The organism is Flavobacterium sp. N3904 (genome assembly GCF_025947305.1).
Classification (GTDB): Bacteria; Bacteroidota; Bacteroidia; order Flavobacteriales; family Flavobacteriaceae; genus Flavobacterium.
Genome location: NZ_CP110009.1, coordinates 1,214,026 through 1,233,976 on the forward strand (window position 1 = coordinate 1,214,026; position 19,951 = coordinate 1,233,976).

Here is a 19,951-nt window from a genome sequence, read left to right on the forward strand (position 1 = left end):
CTATCGGGTTTCAATTATATTAATATTGTATTACAAATCAAATCCGATTTTAACACCCAATTTGTTAGCGATAATAGTGGTAATTCGTTGTTTCAATTCAGGTATTTTGATGTTTTCGATAACGGCATTCGAGAAAGCGTACATCAATAATGCTTTGGCTTCTTTTTTCGGGATTCCACGTTGTTGCATGTAGAACATAGCGGTTTCATCCAATTGCCCGATGGTACAACCGTGAGAGCATTTTACGTCGTCGGCAAAAATTTCCAGTTGAGGTTTGGCGTTAATGGTTGCTTTGTCGCTCAAAAGTATATTATTGCTTTTTTGGAAAGCGTTTGTTTTTTGGGCTTCTCTTTCTACATATACTTTTCCGTTGAAAACTCCAGTGGAACGGTCGGTAAAAATGCCTTTATAATCTTGAAAGCTTTCACAGTTTGGCGTTGCGTGGTTTACCAAAGTATAATGATCAACATGTTGATTGCCTCCAATAATTGTAATGCCGTTTAAGGTGCTCGTCAAACGTTCTCCGAAGTGGTAGAAATTCAAATTGTTTCTAGTTAGGTTTCCGCCAAAAGAGAAAGTATGCACTGAAACGTGACTTTCTTGTTTTTGGGAAACATACGTATTGTCAATTAAATTGGCTTCTAGGTTGTCATTTTGAATTTTGTAATAATCCACAATCGCTCTTTTTTGAGCAAAAATCTCGGTAACCGAATTGGTTAATACTGGATTTTCGTTCAAACTTTGATGGCGTTCTATGATTTGTACATGTGAGTTTTCACCAACAATAACCAAGTTTCTAGGTTGAACCAAAAGAGCCGTTTCGCTTCCTGTAGAGAAATACATAATCTCAATAGGTTTGTCGGCCACTTTGCTTTTCGGGATATTGATATAAGCTCCTTCATTGGCGAAAGCCGTATTCAAGGATGTCAAACTCTCCTCTTTACTAGCCACTTTATTGAAGTAATTGTCAATAACCATTTTGTATTTTGGTTTGTTTAATGCCGATGACATTAAGCAAACATCAATTCCGTCGTGAGTAGTTGAAGACAAATGCGAACTAAAAACACCGTCTACAAAAACTACTTTATAGGTGTCTATTTCGTGTAAAAAGTATTTTTTTACATCGCTATATTGGATTGCATTTTCTGTTTTTGGAAAAACGCTAAAGTCATTTTTTAAAATTGCATTTAGCGAAGTGTATTTCCAGCTTTCTTCTTTTTTGGATGGAAATCCTTTATTTTCGAAGTTTTTTATAGCAGCTGTTCTCACATCGTGAAGTTCGGAATGAACATCGATGCGCTCTTCAAAAGCCATAAAAGACGATAGTAATTTTTCTTTTAATTCCATATTCTTTAATTGTTTAAAGTTTAAGGTTTAAAAGTTTAAAGTTAGCTCGAGTCAACTTTAAACTTTAGACTTTAAACAAATTTTTAAGCTTCTTGTTCTTGTTTAATCCAATCGTATCCTTTTTCTTCCAGTTCATGCGCTAATTCTGCTCCACCAGATTTTACAATTTTTCCATTGTAAAGCACGTGCACAAAATCCGGAACGATATAATCCAATAATCTTTGATAGTGCGTAATTACGATGACAGCATTTTTATCGCTTTTCAATTTGTTTACCCCATTTGCAACAATTCTCAATGCATCAATGTCAAGACCAGAATCGGTTTCGTCAAGGATAGCTAGTTTTGGTTCAAGCATCGCCATTTGGAAAATTTCGTTACGTTTTTTCTCTCCTCCAGAAAACCCTTCATTAAGGGAACGGGAAAGAAACTTTCTGTCGATTTCTAATAACTCAGATTTTTCACGAATCAATTTCAACATTTCATTTGCTGGCATTTCTTCTAGACCTTTAGCTTTACGAGTTTCGTTGATTGCGGATCTCATAAAGTTGGTTACCGAAACTCCCGGTATTTCGACTGGATATTGGAACGAAAGGAAAACACCTTTGTGTGCTCTTTCTTCTGGAGCTAATTCAGCAAGATCTTCTCCGTCCAAAATTACTTCACCATCGGTTACTTCGTAATTTTCGTTTCCGGCAATGATAGCCGAAAGTGTACTTTTACCAGCACCATTTGGCCCCATTATGGCATGAACTTCTCCCGCTTTTACTTCAAGGTTTATCCCTTTTAATATTTCTTTGTCACCTATAGAGGCGTGTAAATTTTTTATACTAAGCATGTTTTTTTTGTTTAAAGTTTAAAGTTTAAAGTTCTCATGGTTACTGAAACTTTGTACCTTTAAAATCTTTTTTGTTTAAATATGATATAAAATTATTTATTTTTCCACTCAACTTTTCATATTCAAAAATTAAGCTTTCTAATTTTTCTTGATTGATATAATCATTATCAAAAACTCTGTAAAGTTGAGATCTTGATTCTCCAGCAGATCCTTTTGCTATCGATAAAAATTGTCGAAATTCTAAATTTCCATTTCTTTCAAATCCTTCGGCTATATTATCCATAATAGAACCCGAAGAAGCTTTAATTTGATCTTTTAGCCGAAAGTCTGTTTTTAAATTTGTTTCCTTGGAAATTACAATTACTTCTTTCGATAATTTTCTAGCATCTTGCCAAATTTCTAAATCTTCAAATCTTTTTATTGTAGCCATATATTTTGTTTAAAGTTATTTTGTTTAAGGTTTTTAAAGTTAAGTGACTCAACTTTAAACCTTAAACTTTAAACAAATATAATTATCCTACAGAACCTTCCAATGAAATTTCCAATAATTTCTGTGCTTCAACAGCAAACTCCATTGGTAATTTATTCAACACATCTTTACTGAAACCGTTTACAATAAGCGCAATTGCTTTTTCGGTTGGAATTCCACGTTGGTTGCAATAGAAAACTTGGTCTTCACCGATTTTACTGGTTGTTGCTTCGTGCTCTACTTTGGCTGTTGGATTTTTACTTTCGATATACGGAAAAGTATGTGCTCCGCAATGATTACCCATCAAAAGTGAATCACATTGCGAAAAGTTTCGTGCATTTTCTGCTCTTGCCCCAATTTGAACCAAACCTCTATAACTGTTTTGTGATTTTCCTGCAGAAATACCTTTAGAAATAATGGTTGATTTGGTGTTTTTACCCAAATGAATCATCTTGGTCCCAGTATCGGCTTGTTGGTAATTATTGGTAACCGCAATCGAATAAAATTCTCCTACTGAGTTGTCTCCTTTTAAAATTACGGAAGGATACTTCCATGTGATTGCAGATCCGGTTTCTACTTGTGTCCAGGAGATTTTTGCGTTTTTCTCACAGAATCCTCTTTTGGTCACAAAATTGAAAACTCCGCCTTTACCTTCTTTATTTCCAGGATACCAGTTTTGAACGGTAGAATATTTTATTTCGGCATCGTCCAAAGCGATCAATTCTACAACTGCGGCATGCAATTGATTTTCATCACGAGTAGGAGCAGTACATCCTTCTAAGTAAGAAACGTAACTGCCTTCGTCAGCCACTAATAATGTTCTTTCAAATTGTCCGGTCCCAGCTTGATTGATTCTAAAATAAGTCGAAAGTTCCATAGGGCAACGAACCCCTTTTGGAATATAACAGAAAGATCCGTCTGAGAAAACAGCAGAATTCAAAGCGGCATAAAAATTATCTTTTTGAGGAACAACAGTCCCCAAGTATTTACGAACTAAGTCTGGATATTCACGAATAGCTTCGGAAATACTCATGAAGATAATTCCTTTTTCGGCTAATGTCTTTTTGAATGTAGTTGCTACCGAAACCGAGTCAACCACGATATCCATCGCAACATTATTCATCATTTTTTGCTCATCAACAGAGATCCCTAACTTTTTGTACATTTCCAAAAGTTCAGGATCTACATCATCAAGGGTTTTGTTTGGATCTGCTTTTTTTGGAGCAGAGTAATAGGATATGGCTTGAAAATCCGGTTTTTGATATTTAACGTTTGCCCATTCTGGTTCTATCATTTCTTCCCAAGCGCGAAAAGCCTCGATACGCCAATCGGTCATCCATTGTGGTTCGTCTTTCTTCTTGGATATAGCACGAACAATATCTTCATTTAGACCAATAGGAAACGTCTCCGAATCCAATTCAGTATAGAATCCGTACTCATATTCTTTGGTCTCTAATTCGATTTTTAAATCGTCTTCGGTGTATTTTGACATAGTTTTATTTTTTAAAACCATTAAGAAAATAAGGTTTAATTAACTTAATTTCTTTATGGTTTAAATCTTTTTTATTTCATTCTTTATAGAGAAAAACTTTCCCCACAACCGCAGGTTCTACTCGCATTTGGATTATTAAAAACGAAACCTTTTCCGTTTAATCCTCCAGAAAACTCTAGTATGGTTCCCGCTAAATATAAGAATGATTTTTTTTCGACAGCAATAGTGATGTCGTTGTCAATGAATATTTTATCGTCATCACCTTTGTTTTTGTCAAATTTTAAATCATAAGACAAACCAGAGCAACCACCGCTTTTTACGCCTACTCTCACGTAGTCTACAGCAGCATCAAAACCATCATCTTTCATCAAATCGATGATTTTCTTTTTGGCAGTATCAGAAACTTGTATCATGTGTTAGTGTTTATGTTTTTATATTTTAGGGTTAATCAGCTAAGAAAGGATTTTTTAGAAAAAGAATCCAATTTTCAACAGCATCTTTACTCCTTATCTTTATTTCGTCTAAATTAACCGCAAAGATACTATATAAAATGCTTTTTCCCATAACTGATAACATTTATATAACTAATGACAAAATAGAATTTTGTTATATAAGCCTAGAATTAAGCCATAGGATTTTGCTAAATTGCAGTATTTTTTAAAACTTTAAAATATACTAATGAAATTATATCCTATAGAAACAGGTAATTTTAAACTCGATGGCGGTGCAATGTTTGGTGTGGTGCCCAAAACCATTTGGAATAAAACCAATCCTGCCGATGAAAATAATTTAATCGATATTGCCGCCAGATGCTTGTTGATTGAAGATGGAAACCGATTAATTTTGATTGATACAGGAATGGGAAGCAAACAATCCGACAAGTTTTTTGGGTATTACTCGCTTTGGGGAACGCATTCTATGGATAAATCGTTAGCTCAATATGGTTTTCATCGCGATAATATTACCGATGTTTTTATGACGCATTTGCATTTTGACCATTGTGGAGGAAGTGTACAATGGAACAAAGACAAAACCGGTTACGAACCCGCTTTCAAAAACGCTAAGTTCTGGAGTAACGAAAATCATTGGGAATGGGCTACCAAACCGAATATGAGAGAGAAAGCCTCTTTTTTGTCCGAGAATATTTTACCAATGCAGGAAAGTGGCCAGCTGCATTTTATCTCGAAACCCGATGGAGATTTTGCCATTTCACAAGAGTTGGGATTTGGAATTTTTTATGCCGACGGTCATACCGAAAAGCAAATGATTCCGCATATTCAATACCAAGATAAAACCATTGTTTTTTGCGCCGATTTATTGGCCACAGCCGGACACTTGCCTTTGCCATATGTAATGGGATATGATACGAGACCGTTATTGACGATGCCCGAAAAATCAAAATTCCTCAACGCGGCTGCCGATAATAATTGCTATTTGTTTTTGGAACACGATGCGCATAACGAAATCATTACAGTGCAGCATACCGACAGAGGAGTGAGATTGAAAGAGGTATTTAGTTGTTCGGATGTTTTCTAGAAGAGGAATAAAGTAATTCTAAAAGTAAAACCCCCCATTTTCATAGACTTGAAAATGGGGATTTCATTTGTTATTTCATTTGTGCAATTACAATGCTTATTATTGAAAATACCCCAACACCCCACATCATTGGCGTTACTTCTTTGGTGTTTTTGGTAAATAAAGCCAAGATAATATAGCAGGCAAATCCATAAGCTATTCCGTTGCTGATGCTATAAGTGAGCGGCATCATAATCATGGTTAAAAAGGCGGGGACACCAATATGTAAATCAGTAAAATTGATTCTGGATAAATGTTTGGACATATAGATTCCAACGAGGACCAAAGCCGGTGCTGTCGCATAAGCAGGAACAATTGTAATTATAGGCGAAAAAAACAATGCCAAAAAGAAAAATAACGCCACAAATACAGAACTTAATCCAGTTTTGGCTCCATTGGCAATTCCTGTGGCCGATTCGATAAACACTACGGTGTTACTTGTTCCCAAAATACCGCTACACATTGTTGCAATACCATCGGCTTCCAATACTTTTTTGAGATGGGGCATTTTCCCGTTTTTACCAACTAGATTTGCCTCATAAGAACAAGCAATGGCAGTTCCGATAGAATCAAATAAGCTTACAAATAGAAATGAAAAAATTGCGGATGCAAAACTTAGTTTTAAAACACCCAAGATATTTAGTTGTCCAAAAATGGGTGTAATAGATGGAGGTAGCGAAAATAGGTGAGTTGGTAAATGAACACTAGGATCAAATCCGATCCCTAAACAAGTTCCTATTATTATTCCAATCAAGATAGCACCTTTTACTTTGTAAATTTCTAAAATTACGGTTATTAATAGAGTTAGCAAACCAATTACAACAGCTGGGGTAAATTTACCCAATGTGACCAAAGTGTCAGGGTGGGCAACAATAAGACCTAATTGTTTGAACCCGATAAAGGCAATAAAAAAACCAACACCACATCCCATAGCCACTTGCAAAGAGGGAGGAATAGCCTCTACGATTTTATGTCGGACTCCAAAAAAGGATATTATTGTAAAAAACACTCCCGATAGAAAAACAACACCCAATGCATCTTGCCAGGAAACGCCTTGTCCCAAAACCAGGGTAAAGGCAAACATAGCGTTTAGTCCCATGCCAGGTGCCATGGCAAAGGGAACTTTTGCCCAAATTCCAACTAATAAAGTGCCAAAAATAGCTGCAATACAAGTAACCGAAATAAGCGCTTCTTTTGGCATTCCCGTCATCGACAGTATGTTTGGGTTTACAAAAATGATATAAGCCATTGACAAAAAGGTAACCAAACCGCCAAGAGCTTCTTGTTTTACCGAAGTTTCACGTTCTTTTATTTTAAAGTAATCTTGTATTTTACCCATTTGGTTTTCGATTTATTATCAAGGAATCATATAATTTTTTATTGAAGTACTCAAATTTACGATAAAAAACAAAACCCCCATTTTCAAATGAATGAAAATGGGGGTTATTGATTGTAATGAATATAAACTATTCTACTATAATTTTTTTGGCAGTATGGGCGCCTTCACTTTCTAAATAAATATAATAAAGACCACTTGCGAATCCCTCCAAATGTAATGTGTTATTATTCGCTCCTGAAGTAAATGTTGTTGTTTTTACTAGTTTCCCTAAAGCATCATAAACGGTTACTTTTTCTAGCATAATATTGTCAATATGCAATTCCTTTTTTGTAGGAATAGGATATATAGCGATTTTGTCAAAAACAGAATCTTCAATTCCTAATGCAGAACAAGTTGACGAATAGGTTGCTGTAGCGTCTTTTATATTCGCCCAATGTGCATTTGAATAAGCTTCATCGTCTACTTTTATACATTCAAGTTTACTGTTGTTTATAAAACTGCAGTATAGGTTAGTTGCAGTTGTTTTACTAGTTACAGGAGGTAGTACAAAGTTTTTGTTATTACCGTTTTGAACATTTATTGCCGTAAGCTGATTATTATCTACATTTATAACCTCTATTTTTTTATTTTGAGATAAATCTAAGTTAGTTAACAGATTTCCATAACCACTTACAAACCATAATTCCTTATTATTTGTAAGATCTATTTCTGTTATTTTGTTATTCTCAAAGCCTAATCTCTTAAGATTTATATTTTGAGATAAATCTACTGAAGTAATTTGATTCTTTGAAAGTTCAAGAGTATGTATTTTAGTATTTTTACTTATATCAATACTTGTTAAATTATTATCTAAAACCCCTATATTTTCAAGCATTAGATTTTTGCTTAAATCAATAGTTGTGATATTGTTACGATCACAAAAAAAGTATATTAATGCTGTAAAATCTTGTAGTCCTGTTAAATCTGAAATATTGCTATCAGCAACATCTAAAAATATAACTTGGTTAATACTGGCAGTCTGTATTTTTCCATTTTTACCATCTTTATCAATTTCTAAGGCGATTAATTTTTCCTCAAAATAAGAATCTGGAATCAATGTATATGTGATACAAGGTGTTGAACTATATGTTGTAATTTTATCTATTGCCATATCCCAATTAGCCATTGAATAGGCTGCATCATCAACAAGTATACAGGTTAATTTTGGATTTTCTGTAAAATTTCCGAACATCATGCTTTGCATGTTGGTATTATTTCCATTTTGAATATTCAAATAAGTTAAACTGTTATTAGAACATTCTAACTGTTTCAGAGATTTGTTTACTGATACATCCAGTGTTGTCAATAGATTAAAACTAGAGCTCAAAACAGTTAAAGCTGTATTCTGTGTAAGGTCTAAATTTGCTATTTTATTGACACTGCAGTATAATTTGTCTAAACTTTGGTTTTTTGAAACATCCAAAGCGGTAAGAGCATTATTGCCACAGGTCAGCGAAGTTATCATTCTAAAATCATGTATTCCTGTTAAGTCTGTTATTCCACTATTGGAGACATCCAAAGTACCTACATTGTATATACTCGCAGAAAGAACTTTACCGTTTTTACCATCTTTGTCAATACCTAGTGCGATTAGTTTTTCCTCAAATTTTGCGTCTGGAATAGTAGTATAAGTATTTGATAAAGCGATACAATCTGAAGAATACCCTGCTGTGGCATCTTTGGCTTCCCAATTGCTATTACAAAAAGTAGCGTTGTCTACTTGAATACATATAAGATTTGGATTTTGGGCCAAATTTGCAAAATACATTCGTTTCATATTAACGTTATTACCGTTTTTCAGATTCAAAGAAGTCAAGTTGTTAGTGTAGCAATTAATTTCGGTTAAACTAGTATTCTTTGATACATCAAGAGAAGTAAGTACATTTTCTGATGCGTTTAATTTATTCAAAACTAAATTTTTGGAAACATCAATACTTGTTAATTTATTAGCATTACAATACAAATCGGTTAAAGCTGCATTTTTTGTAACATTCAAAACAGTTAATGCATTATCACTACAATCCAAATAATTCAAAGAAACAAAATCTTCAATACCAGTTAAACTGGCAATATTGCTACTGTATACTTCAAGAGAGGTAAGAGAGGCTACACTTTCTGTTTTCACTTTTCCATTTTTTCCATCGATATCAATTCCTAATGCAATTAATTTGTCTTCAAAATTTGAATCTGGAATTAAAGTGTAAGGAGTACAATCTGTATTAAAAGTTGCTGTAGTATCTTTTTTACTCGACCAGTTTGTATCTGCATAATTGATATCATCTACCAGAATACATTTTAGATTTGGGTTATTGTTTAAATAGATATTTGCATTGGTTAACAAAGTGTTTTTTCCGTTTTTTAAATTTAAACTCAAAAGTTTGTTAAACCTACAAGAAAAAATAGTCAACGCCACATTTTTAGAAACATCCAATGTCGTTAATTGATTATTGCTACATTCAAAATAATTTAATGTCACATTTTTGGAAACATCCAAGGTTGTTAATGCATTGTCGTTACAAGTCAAATAAGTCATTGCTTTGAAATCCTGAATCCCTGTTAAGTCAGCAATTGAACTTGAAGAAATATCTAATGAAGTCAAAGAGGCTATACTCTCTGTTGCTACTTTTCCATTTTTACCGTCTTTATCAATTCCTAGAGCGATTAATTTATCTTCAAATTTAGCGTCTGGAATTAGGGTGTAAATCGTACAATCGAGATTAAAAGTTGCACTAATATCTTTTTTGCTTGTCCAATTGGCATCAGAATAAACAATATCATCAACTTGAATACACTTAAGATTAGGGTTGTTAACAAAGTTAGAATACGTTAAATCTAGAATTGTATTCGCACCATTTTTCAGATTCAAGTAAATTAGCTGATTATTTTCACAAGCTAACTCTGTTATCAAAGGGTTTTTTGAAACGTCAAGACTTGTAATTTTATTATTTAAACAATCTAATAATTCTAATTTAGTATTTTTAGAAATATCAATTGTTGTAAGTTCATTAAAATGACACATCAACCCTTTTAAATTAATGTTTTGAGAGATATCTAAGTCTGTTATTTTATTATTGTGACAATAAAAATTTATCAAAGCCACATTTTTTGTGACATTTAAAGTGGTTAATTGATTCGAGTTACAAATCAAGGAAGTCAAAGCTACATTTTTGGTAACATCAAGAGAGATTAATTTATTAGTTGCACAATTTAAAGATGTTAATGCCACAAAATCTTGAATTCCTGTCAAGTCAGCAATAGAACTATGCGAAATATTCAAAGAAGTTAAAGTAGCAATACTTTGAGTAACTACTTTTCCATTTTTGCCATCGATATCAATTCCTAGAGCAATCAATTTGTCTTCAAAATTATTATCCGGAATCATTGTATAAGGTGTACAATCGGTATTAAAACTTGCTGCGGCATCTTTTTTGTTTGACCAGTTAGTGTCAGAATAGACAACATCATCTACAAGGATGCATTTTAGATTTGGGTTAGATGATAGATTTATATTAGTATTGGTTAACAAAGTATTTTTCCCGTTTTTTAGATTCAAACTCGTAAGATTATTTGAGTAGCAATACAATTTAGACAAAGCAACATTTTTAGTAATATCTAAAGTGATCAATTGATTTCCTTCACATTCCAATTCGTTTAATCCTAAATTTTTAGAAACATCTAGAGAGGTTAATTGATTAATCGAACAATTCAAAGATGTTAAAGCTGTATTTTTAGAAATATCCAAAGCGGTTAATTGATTGGACTGACACCATAAATTTTGCAATGCAAGATTTTTAGAAATATCCAAAGCGGTTAATTCGTTGCCGTAACAAAATAAAGACTGCAAAAACAAATTTTTAGAAACATCCAAATTAGTTAATTGATTGAATACACACCATAACCATTTTAAATTCAGATTTTTATAAATATCCAAGCTGGTTAATTTATTGGAATAACAAGATAAGTTATTCAAATCTGTATTTTTAGAAACATCCAAACTGCTTAATTGATTAGAAGAACAGTTCAAATAAGTCAAAGCCACAAAATCCTGAATCCCCGTTAAGTCAGCTATAGAACTTGAAGAAACATCCAATGAAGTCAATTTGTTAACATTGTTGGTCAACACTTTTCCATCTGCTACACTAGAGTCAATCCCCAATGCAATCAATTTGTTCTCAAAATTCACATCGGGAATAAGCGTATATTGTTCTGTTCCTTGAATGTACACTTGCACATCATCAATCAATACATTAAATGCTGCAGCATCAAAAGAATATAAGGAAATACTCAAGTCATACGACAAATTTTGGTCTGGAGTAAAAGTGGTCTCTTTTACGGACCAGTTGTTATCTGTTGCAAAAGTGCTACTCGACAGTGTTGTTGCACTCCCGTTTTGACTAATGTTTAAACTTATGGGGTGATCACCGCTATAGTTACTGTTTAGATACTTGTACTTAAATTTCACAGTATAAGTAGTTCCAGCTGTCAAAGGGACTTGAGCTATTATTTTTGGTTTAGTGGTGCTGTTTGCTATAGACAGTTTTGCACTATTACTTCCTTCGGTGTAAGAGGAAGTGTTTTGGGTGATACTGTTTTCTATCGTCCAGTTGGATAATGTGGTGCTATTTGTCCAATTTTCAAATCCACCATTGGGAACCAAATTGGTTTGTGCATAAGTATAAAATGATGCTAAAAATAGCAAAATAAGTAATTTTGTTTTCATCGGTTATGGCTTTTGTTATAAGGCATCGCAAGAGTACGAAATTTAATTAACTTTCTTACAATTTTTTCTCAGAATATCCTACGCATTTTGTTTTTTCTAACAAAATTCTTATACAAACGCATATTATCCTAAAAAACCGTTAACGATTGCATAATATGTAATTTACTTCGACTATTTTTGAAGTTGATTAGCAAACTGGAAAACCTTTACACATGAAAAGAACAAACTTAACTTCATTAACATTACTTGTGGCTTTGTCTTTATGCCTTTCGGCCAATGCCCAAACATCAACTAATTATACTGCCAAAAAAGGCAAACTAAGCGAAACCGAATTGCAGCGTTGGTCACATCTGGATCTGGCCAAAGACAGTATTCCGGGAATGAGTGTCGATAAAGCCTATGCCGAATTACTTAAAGGTAAAAAAAGCGTTAAAGTAATTGTCGGAATCGTAGATTCTGGAGTAGATATAGACCACGAAGATTTAAAAGCCGTGATTTGGACCAACAAAAAAGAGATTGCTGGAAACGGCATCGACGACGACAAAAACGGTTATATCGATGATATTCACGGTTGGAACTTTCTTGGAAATTCAGGAAAAGAAACGCTCGAAATGACCCGTATTATAAAAAAAGTCGATGACGGATCAGCCACTTACAAAAGCGCTCTGGCCGCTTACGAGGACAAATACAGTAAAGCTCTCAAAGACAAACAGCAAGTAGACTTCTTGATGGCTGCCGACAAGTCGATTCAAGTAAATTTGAATAAAGAAGTGTATACCGTAGAAGATTTGAATGGGATTGTAACCACAGACCCAGATTTGACCAAAAACAAAATGGTAATGACACGCGTCTTAACCAATGCCGGCCCTGATTTCAGAATACAATTAAAAGAATACAAAGACTATGTAGATGGCCAAATCAATTATAATCTAAACAAAGAATTTGATGGTCGAAAAGTGGTTGGCGACAATCCGGAAGACATCAAAAATACCAAATACGGGAACAATACCGTTTATGGTCCAGACAAAGAAGAAGCGCTTCATGGAACACATGTTGCCGGAATAATTGCTCAGGTAAGAGGCAACAATATTGGCGGTGACGGAATTGCAAATAATGTCGAGATCATGGCCATAAGAGCTGTGCCAGATGGTGACGAGTATGACAAAGATATTGCATTGGCGATTCGTTATGCTGTTGATAATGGTGCCAAAGTAATCAACGGAAGTTTTGGAAAAAGTTATTCGCCACATAAACAATGGGTTTATGACGCTATAAAATATGCCGAAAAGAAAGACGTATTATTTGTTCATGCCGCAGGTAATGATGGCAATAATATCGATTTGGATTCAAATGCTAATTTCCCTAATGATTCTGATGATAATAAAAAAGAATTTGCAGCCAATGTTTTGACTGTTGGAGCTTTAAACACGGTTTACGGAGAAGGTGTAGTTGCCGAGTTTTCAAATTATGGTACATTCAACGTAGATGTTTATGCTCCCGGAACAGAAATTTATGCAACAGTTCCTAATAATAAATTCAAATACGAACAAGGAACATCGATGGCATCACCAAATGCTGCCGGAGTTGCCGCATTAATCCGTTCGTATTATCCAAAATTATCAGCCAAACAAGTAAAACAAATCATTATGGATTCGGGAACACCGCTTCCTGCGATGGTAGTTCTGGGTGAAAATCCAAATCCGAATCAAGAACCAGTGGCGGTTCTATCGGCTCAATCATCGAAATCAGCCAAAATGGTCAATGCTTACAATGCATTACTTATGGCAGAAAAAATATCCAAGAAATAAATCCTACTAGTATTAATCCAATGGAAGAGCTTCCCCCGCTCTTCCATTTTTTATTTAAAAACCATGCGCAAATACTTTTTATTAATTTCCTTCACTTTAAGTTTTGGTACTCTTTTTGCCCAAAAAACATGCTACTGGCAACAACAGGCAGATTACAAAATGGATGTTACTATGGACGTCAAAAACTATCAGTACAAAGGAAAACAAGAACTGGTTTACACTAATAATTCGTCAGATACGTTGAAGAAAGTATATTATCATTTATTCAACAATGCCTTTCAACCTGGAAGCGAAATGGATGCCAGACTCCAAACCATTAAAGATCCTGATGGGCGTATGGTAACCAAAATAAAAGTAGATGGCAAAGACGTAAAAGAAAGCCGAATCAAAAATCTTAAACCGGACGAAATTGGATATTTGAAAATTTCTAATTTCAAACAAGATGGTGTTACTGCTGTTGCCAAAGAAGTGGGTACAATACTCGAAGTGACTTTGACAAAACCGATTTTACCAAATTCAAAAACCACCTTTACACTTGACTTTGACGGTCAGGTTCCGGTGCAAATTCGTCGTTCAGGACGCAATAATGTAGAAGGAGTAGAATTATCTATGGCACAATGGTACCCAAAAATAGCTGAGTTTGATCCAGAAGGTTGGCATGCCGATCCTTATATTGCTAGAGAATTTCATGGAGTTTGGGGCAATTTTGATGTTGCTATTACAATTGACAAAGACTATGTTTTGGGAGGATCGGGCTATTTGCAAAACCCAAACGAAATAGGGCATGGCTACCAGGACGCAGGCGTTGCAGTAGTTTATCCCAAGAAAACAAAGACTTTGACTTGGCATTTTAACGCACCAATGGTACATGATTTTACTTGGGCTGCCGATAAAAATTATGCCCATGATGTAGTCAAAGGACCAAACAATGTCGATTTGCATTTTATATACAAAAACACACCAGCCGTTGTCGAAAACTGGAAAAAACTGGAACCTTTGATGGTTGAGGTTATGGCTTTTTACAACAAAACTGTTGGTGATTATCCGTATAAACAATATTCGTTTATACAAGCTGGTGATGGCGGAATGGAATATGCCATGTGTACTTTGATGCTAGGAAACGGCAAACTTGAAGGTATTTTAGGAACCGCGACACATGAGTTGGGACATTCTTGGTTTCAACATGTTTTAGCATCAAACGAATCCAAACATCCCTGGATGGATGAAGGATTTACAACCTATATCGAAAATCTGGCAATGAATGAATTGGCGGTTCAGAAAGAAGAAAATCCATTCAAAGGAGATTATGCAGCTTATTATAAATTAGTAGAATCAGGCAAAGAGCAGCCACAATCAACGCACGGAGATCGTTATGATGAAAACCGTCCTTATAGTATTTCCTCTTATGTAAAAGGCTGTCTTTTCTTGTCGCAATTGGGTTATGTAATTGGCCAGGATAATTTGGATAAAACGGTGAAAAAATATTATCAGGATTTCAAATTCAAACATCCAACGCCCAATGATATCAAAAGAACGGCCGAACGTGTTTCGGGAGCCAACCTCGATTGGTATTTGGTCGATTGGACAGAAACGTTAAATACAATCGATTACGGAATAAAAGACGTCAAAGAAAACACCGACAAAACAACCGTAACTTTAGAACGAATAGGCAGAATGCCAATGCCTATCGATCTATTGGTAGAATATACCGATGGCACAAAAGAGAGTTTTTATATCCCGTTGCGCATGATGAGTTTCGAAAAAGAAAACCCAACGCCTGCCATTACGAGAACCGTTCTCAACGATTGGGCTTGGACGTATCCTACTTTCGAATTTAACATCTCAAAACCTAAGACTACAATCAAAAAAATAACAATTGATCCAAGTGGTTTAATGGCAGATGTGAAACAAAGTAATAATGTTTATGAATTGAAGTAGTACTTCATTAAACTTAATTGAAAGGCTCTTTTAAAACACAACGTTTTAGAAGAGCCTTTTTTGTAAAAATTTATCAGGAGGTGCCCCCATTGAGCAAAGGGGCTTACTTATAGCATCGATTATAAAGCCCCTTTACTTCAACAGGGTCGGGCTATTTGCGCTACTTCGGTAGCCAGCGTCTATCCCTCACCCGAAACATCTGCATTAGAATAAACTTAGAAATTTAGAGTTATCAATGAGATTTCACTTCAGATAATAGGAAGTTTTCTCAATAACTTTTAAACGTTTTAAAAAAGTCTTAAAGCTCAACAACCACAGCCTCTGATTCTTTTGAGACAGTTTCGGATGGGATTTTCTGAAACGGAAATAATTTTCTGTAACTCAATACTCTCCACAACCACTCAACCGGACCATAATTGAATTTGGAAAGCCACCATTTGCTAACAAACAATTGAATAATAAATACCGAAACGGCCAATACAAAATAAAACCAATAAGGTAAGGTATCGTATAATTTTAACCCAACTCCGGAGAAAACAAGAAAAGCAATTGTATTTTGTACAATATAATTGGTCAAGGTCATTTTGCCCGAAAGTCTAAAATAATCAAATATGGTTTTTAGTTTATTGTTGCAATAAAGCAGACAAATTCCCGAGGCAATAAAAAGCATGGTGCACATTATTAACCACGAACCCGGCTTAAAATAAGTTGGAAAAACAAGGTCGTTGAACATCACTATCTTAAAAATAAAAAACAACACAAGACCAAGAACCAAACTGAAAGAAAATATTTTTTTTAAGGTTTTCTTTAATTCCGGCAAACGATTAAAAAAGTCTGTTTTTTGAGCATAAAAACCCAACAGCATGCACGCAAACATCAGAATGTGAACAGATATTGCGTAAGTAAAGCTTAGAATTTGACCGTAATAGGTTCCCAGTAAATTAAATTTAAATACATCGAACCAGTTACTGGAATGGTACAACAGCAGGTATTTAGGTTCAGTATACACGTCTGGCACCACATATATTAACGTGTTGACAAAGCCCCAGACAAAAGGAATCGTCAGGAATAAAAAAAGACTTAAGCGAAGAATTGTTTTGGCAGAACTTTTATAAAACAATAATAAAACAAGTCCGAGAAAAGCATAGTCCTTTAAAATATCTCCCAACCAAATCGCCGAATTGATAAAGGATAATGCAAAAAGAATCAACATACGCCATGCAAAAAAGCCAACAGGATTCTTGCCTTTACTCGCCACATTCTGAATTAAGATCGCAAATCCATAACCAAACAATATACTCAATAATGTCCAGGATTTTGCTGCAAAAAAATATTCATGAATGTCGCTCAGAACTTGCGAAAAAGCATTTTTGGTATTGGGACCAACTGCGGAACCAATATATTTATAATCAACATAATTGCCTATTACAACGCCCAGCAACGCCCAGCCTCTTAGAATATCAACAATTGCAGTTCTTTTATTATCTTCAATCGGTTGATAGGAATGGGTCATATTTTAAAGTTAGGTTAGGATATTATTTTTTAAACAAGAGGTAAATGTAAGATAAGCTGAACCGATATTTATTTTTCTTATGGGTAAAATTATAAAAAAAAACCAACAAGATTTTTTAAATTCTTGTTGGCAATTCTATTTTAAAAATAAATCTCTTTATGCAAACATCGATTTTTTCATATGAAATATTATTCTTCTTTGGTGTGCAAATGCCTAATAATTTCAGCGATAAGTCCCGTCCATCCTGTTTGATGATTGGCGCCAAGCCCTTTGCCAGTATCGCCATCAAAATACTCAAAATACAAGTGATTTTTGTTAAAAAGAGTATCCTCCTGAAATTTCTTGTATTCGCCATACATTGGAATTTTTTTATTGGCATCCGGAATAAACAGCGCTAAGAGTCTTTTGGCAACACCTTCGGCGGCATGATTGATGCTCATCATTTTTCCGGAATTGGTAGGAAACTCTACTTTGAAATCTTTTCCATAATAGGAGTCAAATTTTTCTAAAGAATCCAAAATCAAATAATTCATCGGGAACCAAATTGGTCCTCTCCAATTCGAGTTTCCTCCAAACATATCACCAGTGGCTTCGGCCGGGGTGTAATCAACTTGTACGGTTCCGCCATCGTGAGTAAATTTGTACGGATGATCTTTGTGGTATTTGGACAATGATCGAACACCAAAATCCGACAAAAACTCTTTTTCGTCAAACATGCGTTTCATGATCATTTTCATTCGATGTCCCCTAAGGATTGAAAGCAAACGGGTTTCTCCTTTTCCGGGATGGTACCAACTGGAAACTAAACTGGCTAAGTCTGGACGATTTTTTAATACCCATTCTACACGGCGTTTAAAAGCAGGAAGTTTTTCCAATAATTCGGCATTTAAAACTTCGACAGCAAACAACGGAATTAATCCCACCATCGAACGGATTTTTAACAATTCAGCATTGCCATTTGGTTTATGAAGCATATCGTAGTAAAACTGATCGTCCTCGTCCCAAAGGTTAAGTTTATTGTCACCCATAGATTGCATCGCGCCCGCAATATGAAGAAAATGTTCAAAAAACTTGGAGGCCATTTCTTGATATACGGGATTTTTCAATGAGATTTCACAGGCAATTCGCAACATATTTAAGCTGTACATGGCCATCCATCCGGTACCGTCTGCTTGTTCTAAATGCCCTCCAGTTGGTAAATCGGCAGAGCGGTCGAATACCCCAATATTATCCATTCCGAGGAATCCACCCCCGAATATGTTATTACCATTTTCATCTTTCAGATTGACCCACCAAGTAAAATTTAAAAGCAGTTTATGAAAAATACGTTCCAGAAAAACTGTGTCTCCAACACCGCCATTGGCTTCTTTATCAATTTCATAAACTTTCCAGGTTGCCCAGGCATGAACAGGAGGATTGACATCTGAGAATGACCATTCATAAGCAGGAATTTGCCCATTGGGATGCATGTAATATTCCCTTAAGATAACGGTTAATTGCCTTTTGGCAAAATCAGGATCCAATCTGGCCAAAGGCAAAGTATGAAAAGCCAAATCCCATGCCGCAAACCAAGGGTATTCCCATTTGTCGGGCATTGACAGAATGTTGGCGGTATACATGTGTTTCCAAGAACTATTTCTACCTTCTTTTCTATTGGCATCAGGCCTTGGTGTAGAAGGGTCGCCTTTTAACCATTCGTAAACATTATAATAATACCATTGTTTGGTCCAAAGCATTCCTGCATAGGCCTGACGCTGTATCGATTTTAATTTTTCGTCTGTAATCCCTTTTTGAATTGTGTCATAAAATTCATCAGCTTCAGCTAGACGTTTTTCAAAAATAGCATCAAAATCTTCAAAAGCATCATCCGGTGTGGTATTCGTAAAACGCAAACGATAGACTTTTTTACCAAATGCCGGAATAATGTCTTCAAATTTTACAGCAGCTTTAGTGCCTGTCTCTTCGGGATTTATAGTTCCCTTTTTTTTGTTTACTACATAATCATTAATTCCGTCTTTGGTAAAAAGAGTAGGATTAGGAGATTTATAAAGTTTTTCAAAATTGGTCTCATTTTCGCAGAATAAAAGTTCATCTGCATGTTCTGCATACAATTTAAAGTGGCCAACCAAACGATGGTCAATTTCGATTGTGGAGCTTCCCGTTGCCGTTAATGTCGGTTTGTGTTTGTAACTTTCATACCCCCAACTCCACGTATTTCTGAACCAAAGTGTAGGTAATACGGTAATGGGAGCTGCGATTTTTGAACGATTCTCTACTGTTACTTTGATCAATATATCTTGCTCATCTTCTTTGGCATATTCCATGGAAATATCAAAATAGGCATCCTGATCAAAAATTCCAGTATCGAGTAATTCGTATTCAGGTTCTAGTCGCGTTCTTTTTTTACTTTCCTTGATTAGCTTTTCATACGGAAAAGCGGTTTGGGGATACTTATAAAGCATCTTTTGGTAGGAATGCGTTGGTGTGGAATCCTGGTAAAAATAAATTTCTTTAACATCTTCCCCGTGATTGGATTCTGCGGGTGTTAACCCAAAAAAACGCTCTTTTAGAATGTGGTCGTTGTGATTCCAAAAGGCAAAAGCAAAACAGATATGTTGTTTGTTGTCTGATATTCCGCCAATACCCTCTTCTCCCCATCTATAGGCTTTGGAACGCGCCATATCATGGGTTACACTACCCCATGCATATCCGCTTTGAGAATAATCTTCACGGACGGTTCCCCACTGTCTTTCTGTTAGATAGGGACCCCATTTTTTCCAGCCCTTATTGTCTATTCTTAGTTTTAGCCGCGCTTTTTCTGCGTTAGTTTCTACATCTCTTTCTGGCATACCCTTTCTGTTTTGATTCTATTTCG

The 19,951-nt window shown here is 35.1% G+C and carries 12 protein-coding genes; 3 read left to right on the forward strand and 9 right to left on the reverse strand.

Features of this window, described 5'->3' with window-relative positions; all coding sequences use genetic code 11:
* Nucleotides 1–30: 30 nt before the first annotated feature.
* The 5 genes from sufD to OLM57_RS04935 all read right to left on the reverse strand — a co-directional run bounded on the left by sufD (nt 31) and on the right by OLM57_RS04935 (nt 4,557).
* Nucleotides 31–1,347: a Fe-S cluster assembly protein SufD gene (gene sufD / locus OLM57_RS04915; protein WP_264566122.1), complete on the reverse strand. Its 1,317-nt coding sequence runs from the start codon at nt 1,345–1,347 to the stop codon at nt 31–33.
* Between the two features lie 83 nt (nt 1,348–1,430).
* A complete protein-coding gene (gene sufC, locus OLM57_RS04920; RefSeq protein ID WP_264566123.1) occupies nt 1,431–2,183 on the reverse strand; it encodes a Fe-S cluster assembly ATPase SufC in 753 nt (250 codons plus the stop codon).
* 40 nt (nt 2,184–2,223) lie between these two features.
* The gene (locus OLM57_RS04925; protein ID WP_264566124.1) at nt 2,224–2,613 is read right to left on the reverse strand and encodes a four helix bundle protein; all 390 of its coding nucleotides are present in this window, start codon (nt 2,611–2,613) and stop codon (nt 2,224–2,226) included.
* Nucleotides 2,614–2,695: 82 nt separating this feature from the next.
* Nucleotides 2,696–4,144, reverse strand: coding sequence for a Fe-S cluster assembly protein SufB (gene sufB / locus OLM57_RS04930; protein WP_264566125.1), 1,449 nt, complete (start codon nt 4,142–4,144; stop codon nt 2,696–2,698).
* An 83-nt stretch (nt 4,145–4,227) separates the two neighbouring features.
* Nucleotides 4,228–4,557 (reverse strand): HesB/IscA family protein, encoded by a 330-nt coding sequence (locus OLM57_RS04935; protein ID WP_264566126.1) that lies wholly within the window; start codon nt 4,555–4,557, stop codon nt 4,228–4,230.
* Nucleotides 4,558–4,822: 265 nt separating this feature from the next.
* On the opposite strand from OLM57_RS04935, the gene OLM57_RS04940 reads away from it, so the two are divergent.
* Nucleotides 4,823–5,680, forward strand: a complete 858-nt coding sequence (locus OLM57_RS04940) for an MBL fold metallo-hydrolase (RefSeq protein ID WP_264566127.1) — start codon at nt 4,823–4,825, stop codon at nt 5,678–5,680.
* A 70-nt stretch (nt 5,681–5,750) separates the two neighbouring features.
* Here OLM57_RS04940 and OLM57_RS04945 read toward each other — a convergent pair whose 3' ends face one another.
* Nucleotides 5,751–7,058: an NCS2 family permease gene (locus tag OLM57_RS04945; protein WP_264566128.1), complete on the reverse strand. Its 1,308-nt coding sequence runs from the start codon at nt 7,056–7,058 to the stop codon at nt 5,751–5,753.
* Between the two features lie 127 nt (nt 7,059–7,185).
* Complete coding sequence (locus OLM57_RS04950) at nt 7,186–11,817, reverse strand: T9SS type A sorting domain-containing protein (protein ID WP_264566129.1); 4,632 nt, start codon at nt 11,815–11,817, stop codon at nt 7,186–7,188.
* A 212-nt stretch (nt 11,818–12,029) separates the two neighbouring features.
* Here OLM57_RS04950 and OLM57_RS04955 point away from each other — a divergent pair, with 212 nt between their 5' ends.
* Entirely contained in the window at nt 12,030–13,625 is a 1,596-nt protein-coding gene (locus OLM57_RS04955) for a S8 family peptidase (RefSeq protein ID WP_264566130.1), read from the forward strand.
* Nucleotides 13,626–13,688: 63 nt separating this feature from the next.
* Nucleotides 13,689–15,563, forward strand: coding sequence for a M1 family metallopeptidase (locus tag OLM57_RS04960; RefSeq protein ID WP_264566131.1), 1,875 nt, complete (start codon nt 13,689–13,691; stop codon nt 15,561–15,563).
* A gap of 298 nt (nt 15,564–15,861) precedes the next feature.
* Here the strand turns inward: OLM57_RS04960 and OLM57_RS04965 are convergent, their stop codons facing one another.
* Together OLM57_RS04965 and OLM57_RS04970 are read right to left on the reverse strand one after the other, a co-directional pair.
* Entirely contained in the window at nt 15,862–17,076 is a 1,215-nt protein-coding gene (locus OLM57_RS04965; protein ID WP_264566132.1) for a DUF418 domain-containing protein, read from the reverse strand.
* A 188-nt stretch (nt 17,077–17,264) separates the two neighbouring features.
* A complete protein-coding gene (locus tag OLM57_RS04970; protein ID WP_264566133.1) occupies nt 17,265–19,925 on the reverse strand; it encodes an MGH1-like glycoside hydrolase domain-containing protein in 2,661 nt (886 codons plus the stop codon).
* Nucleotides 19,926–19,951 lie beyond the last annotated feature (26 nt).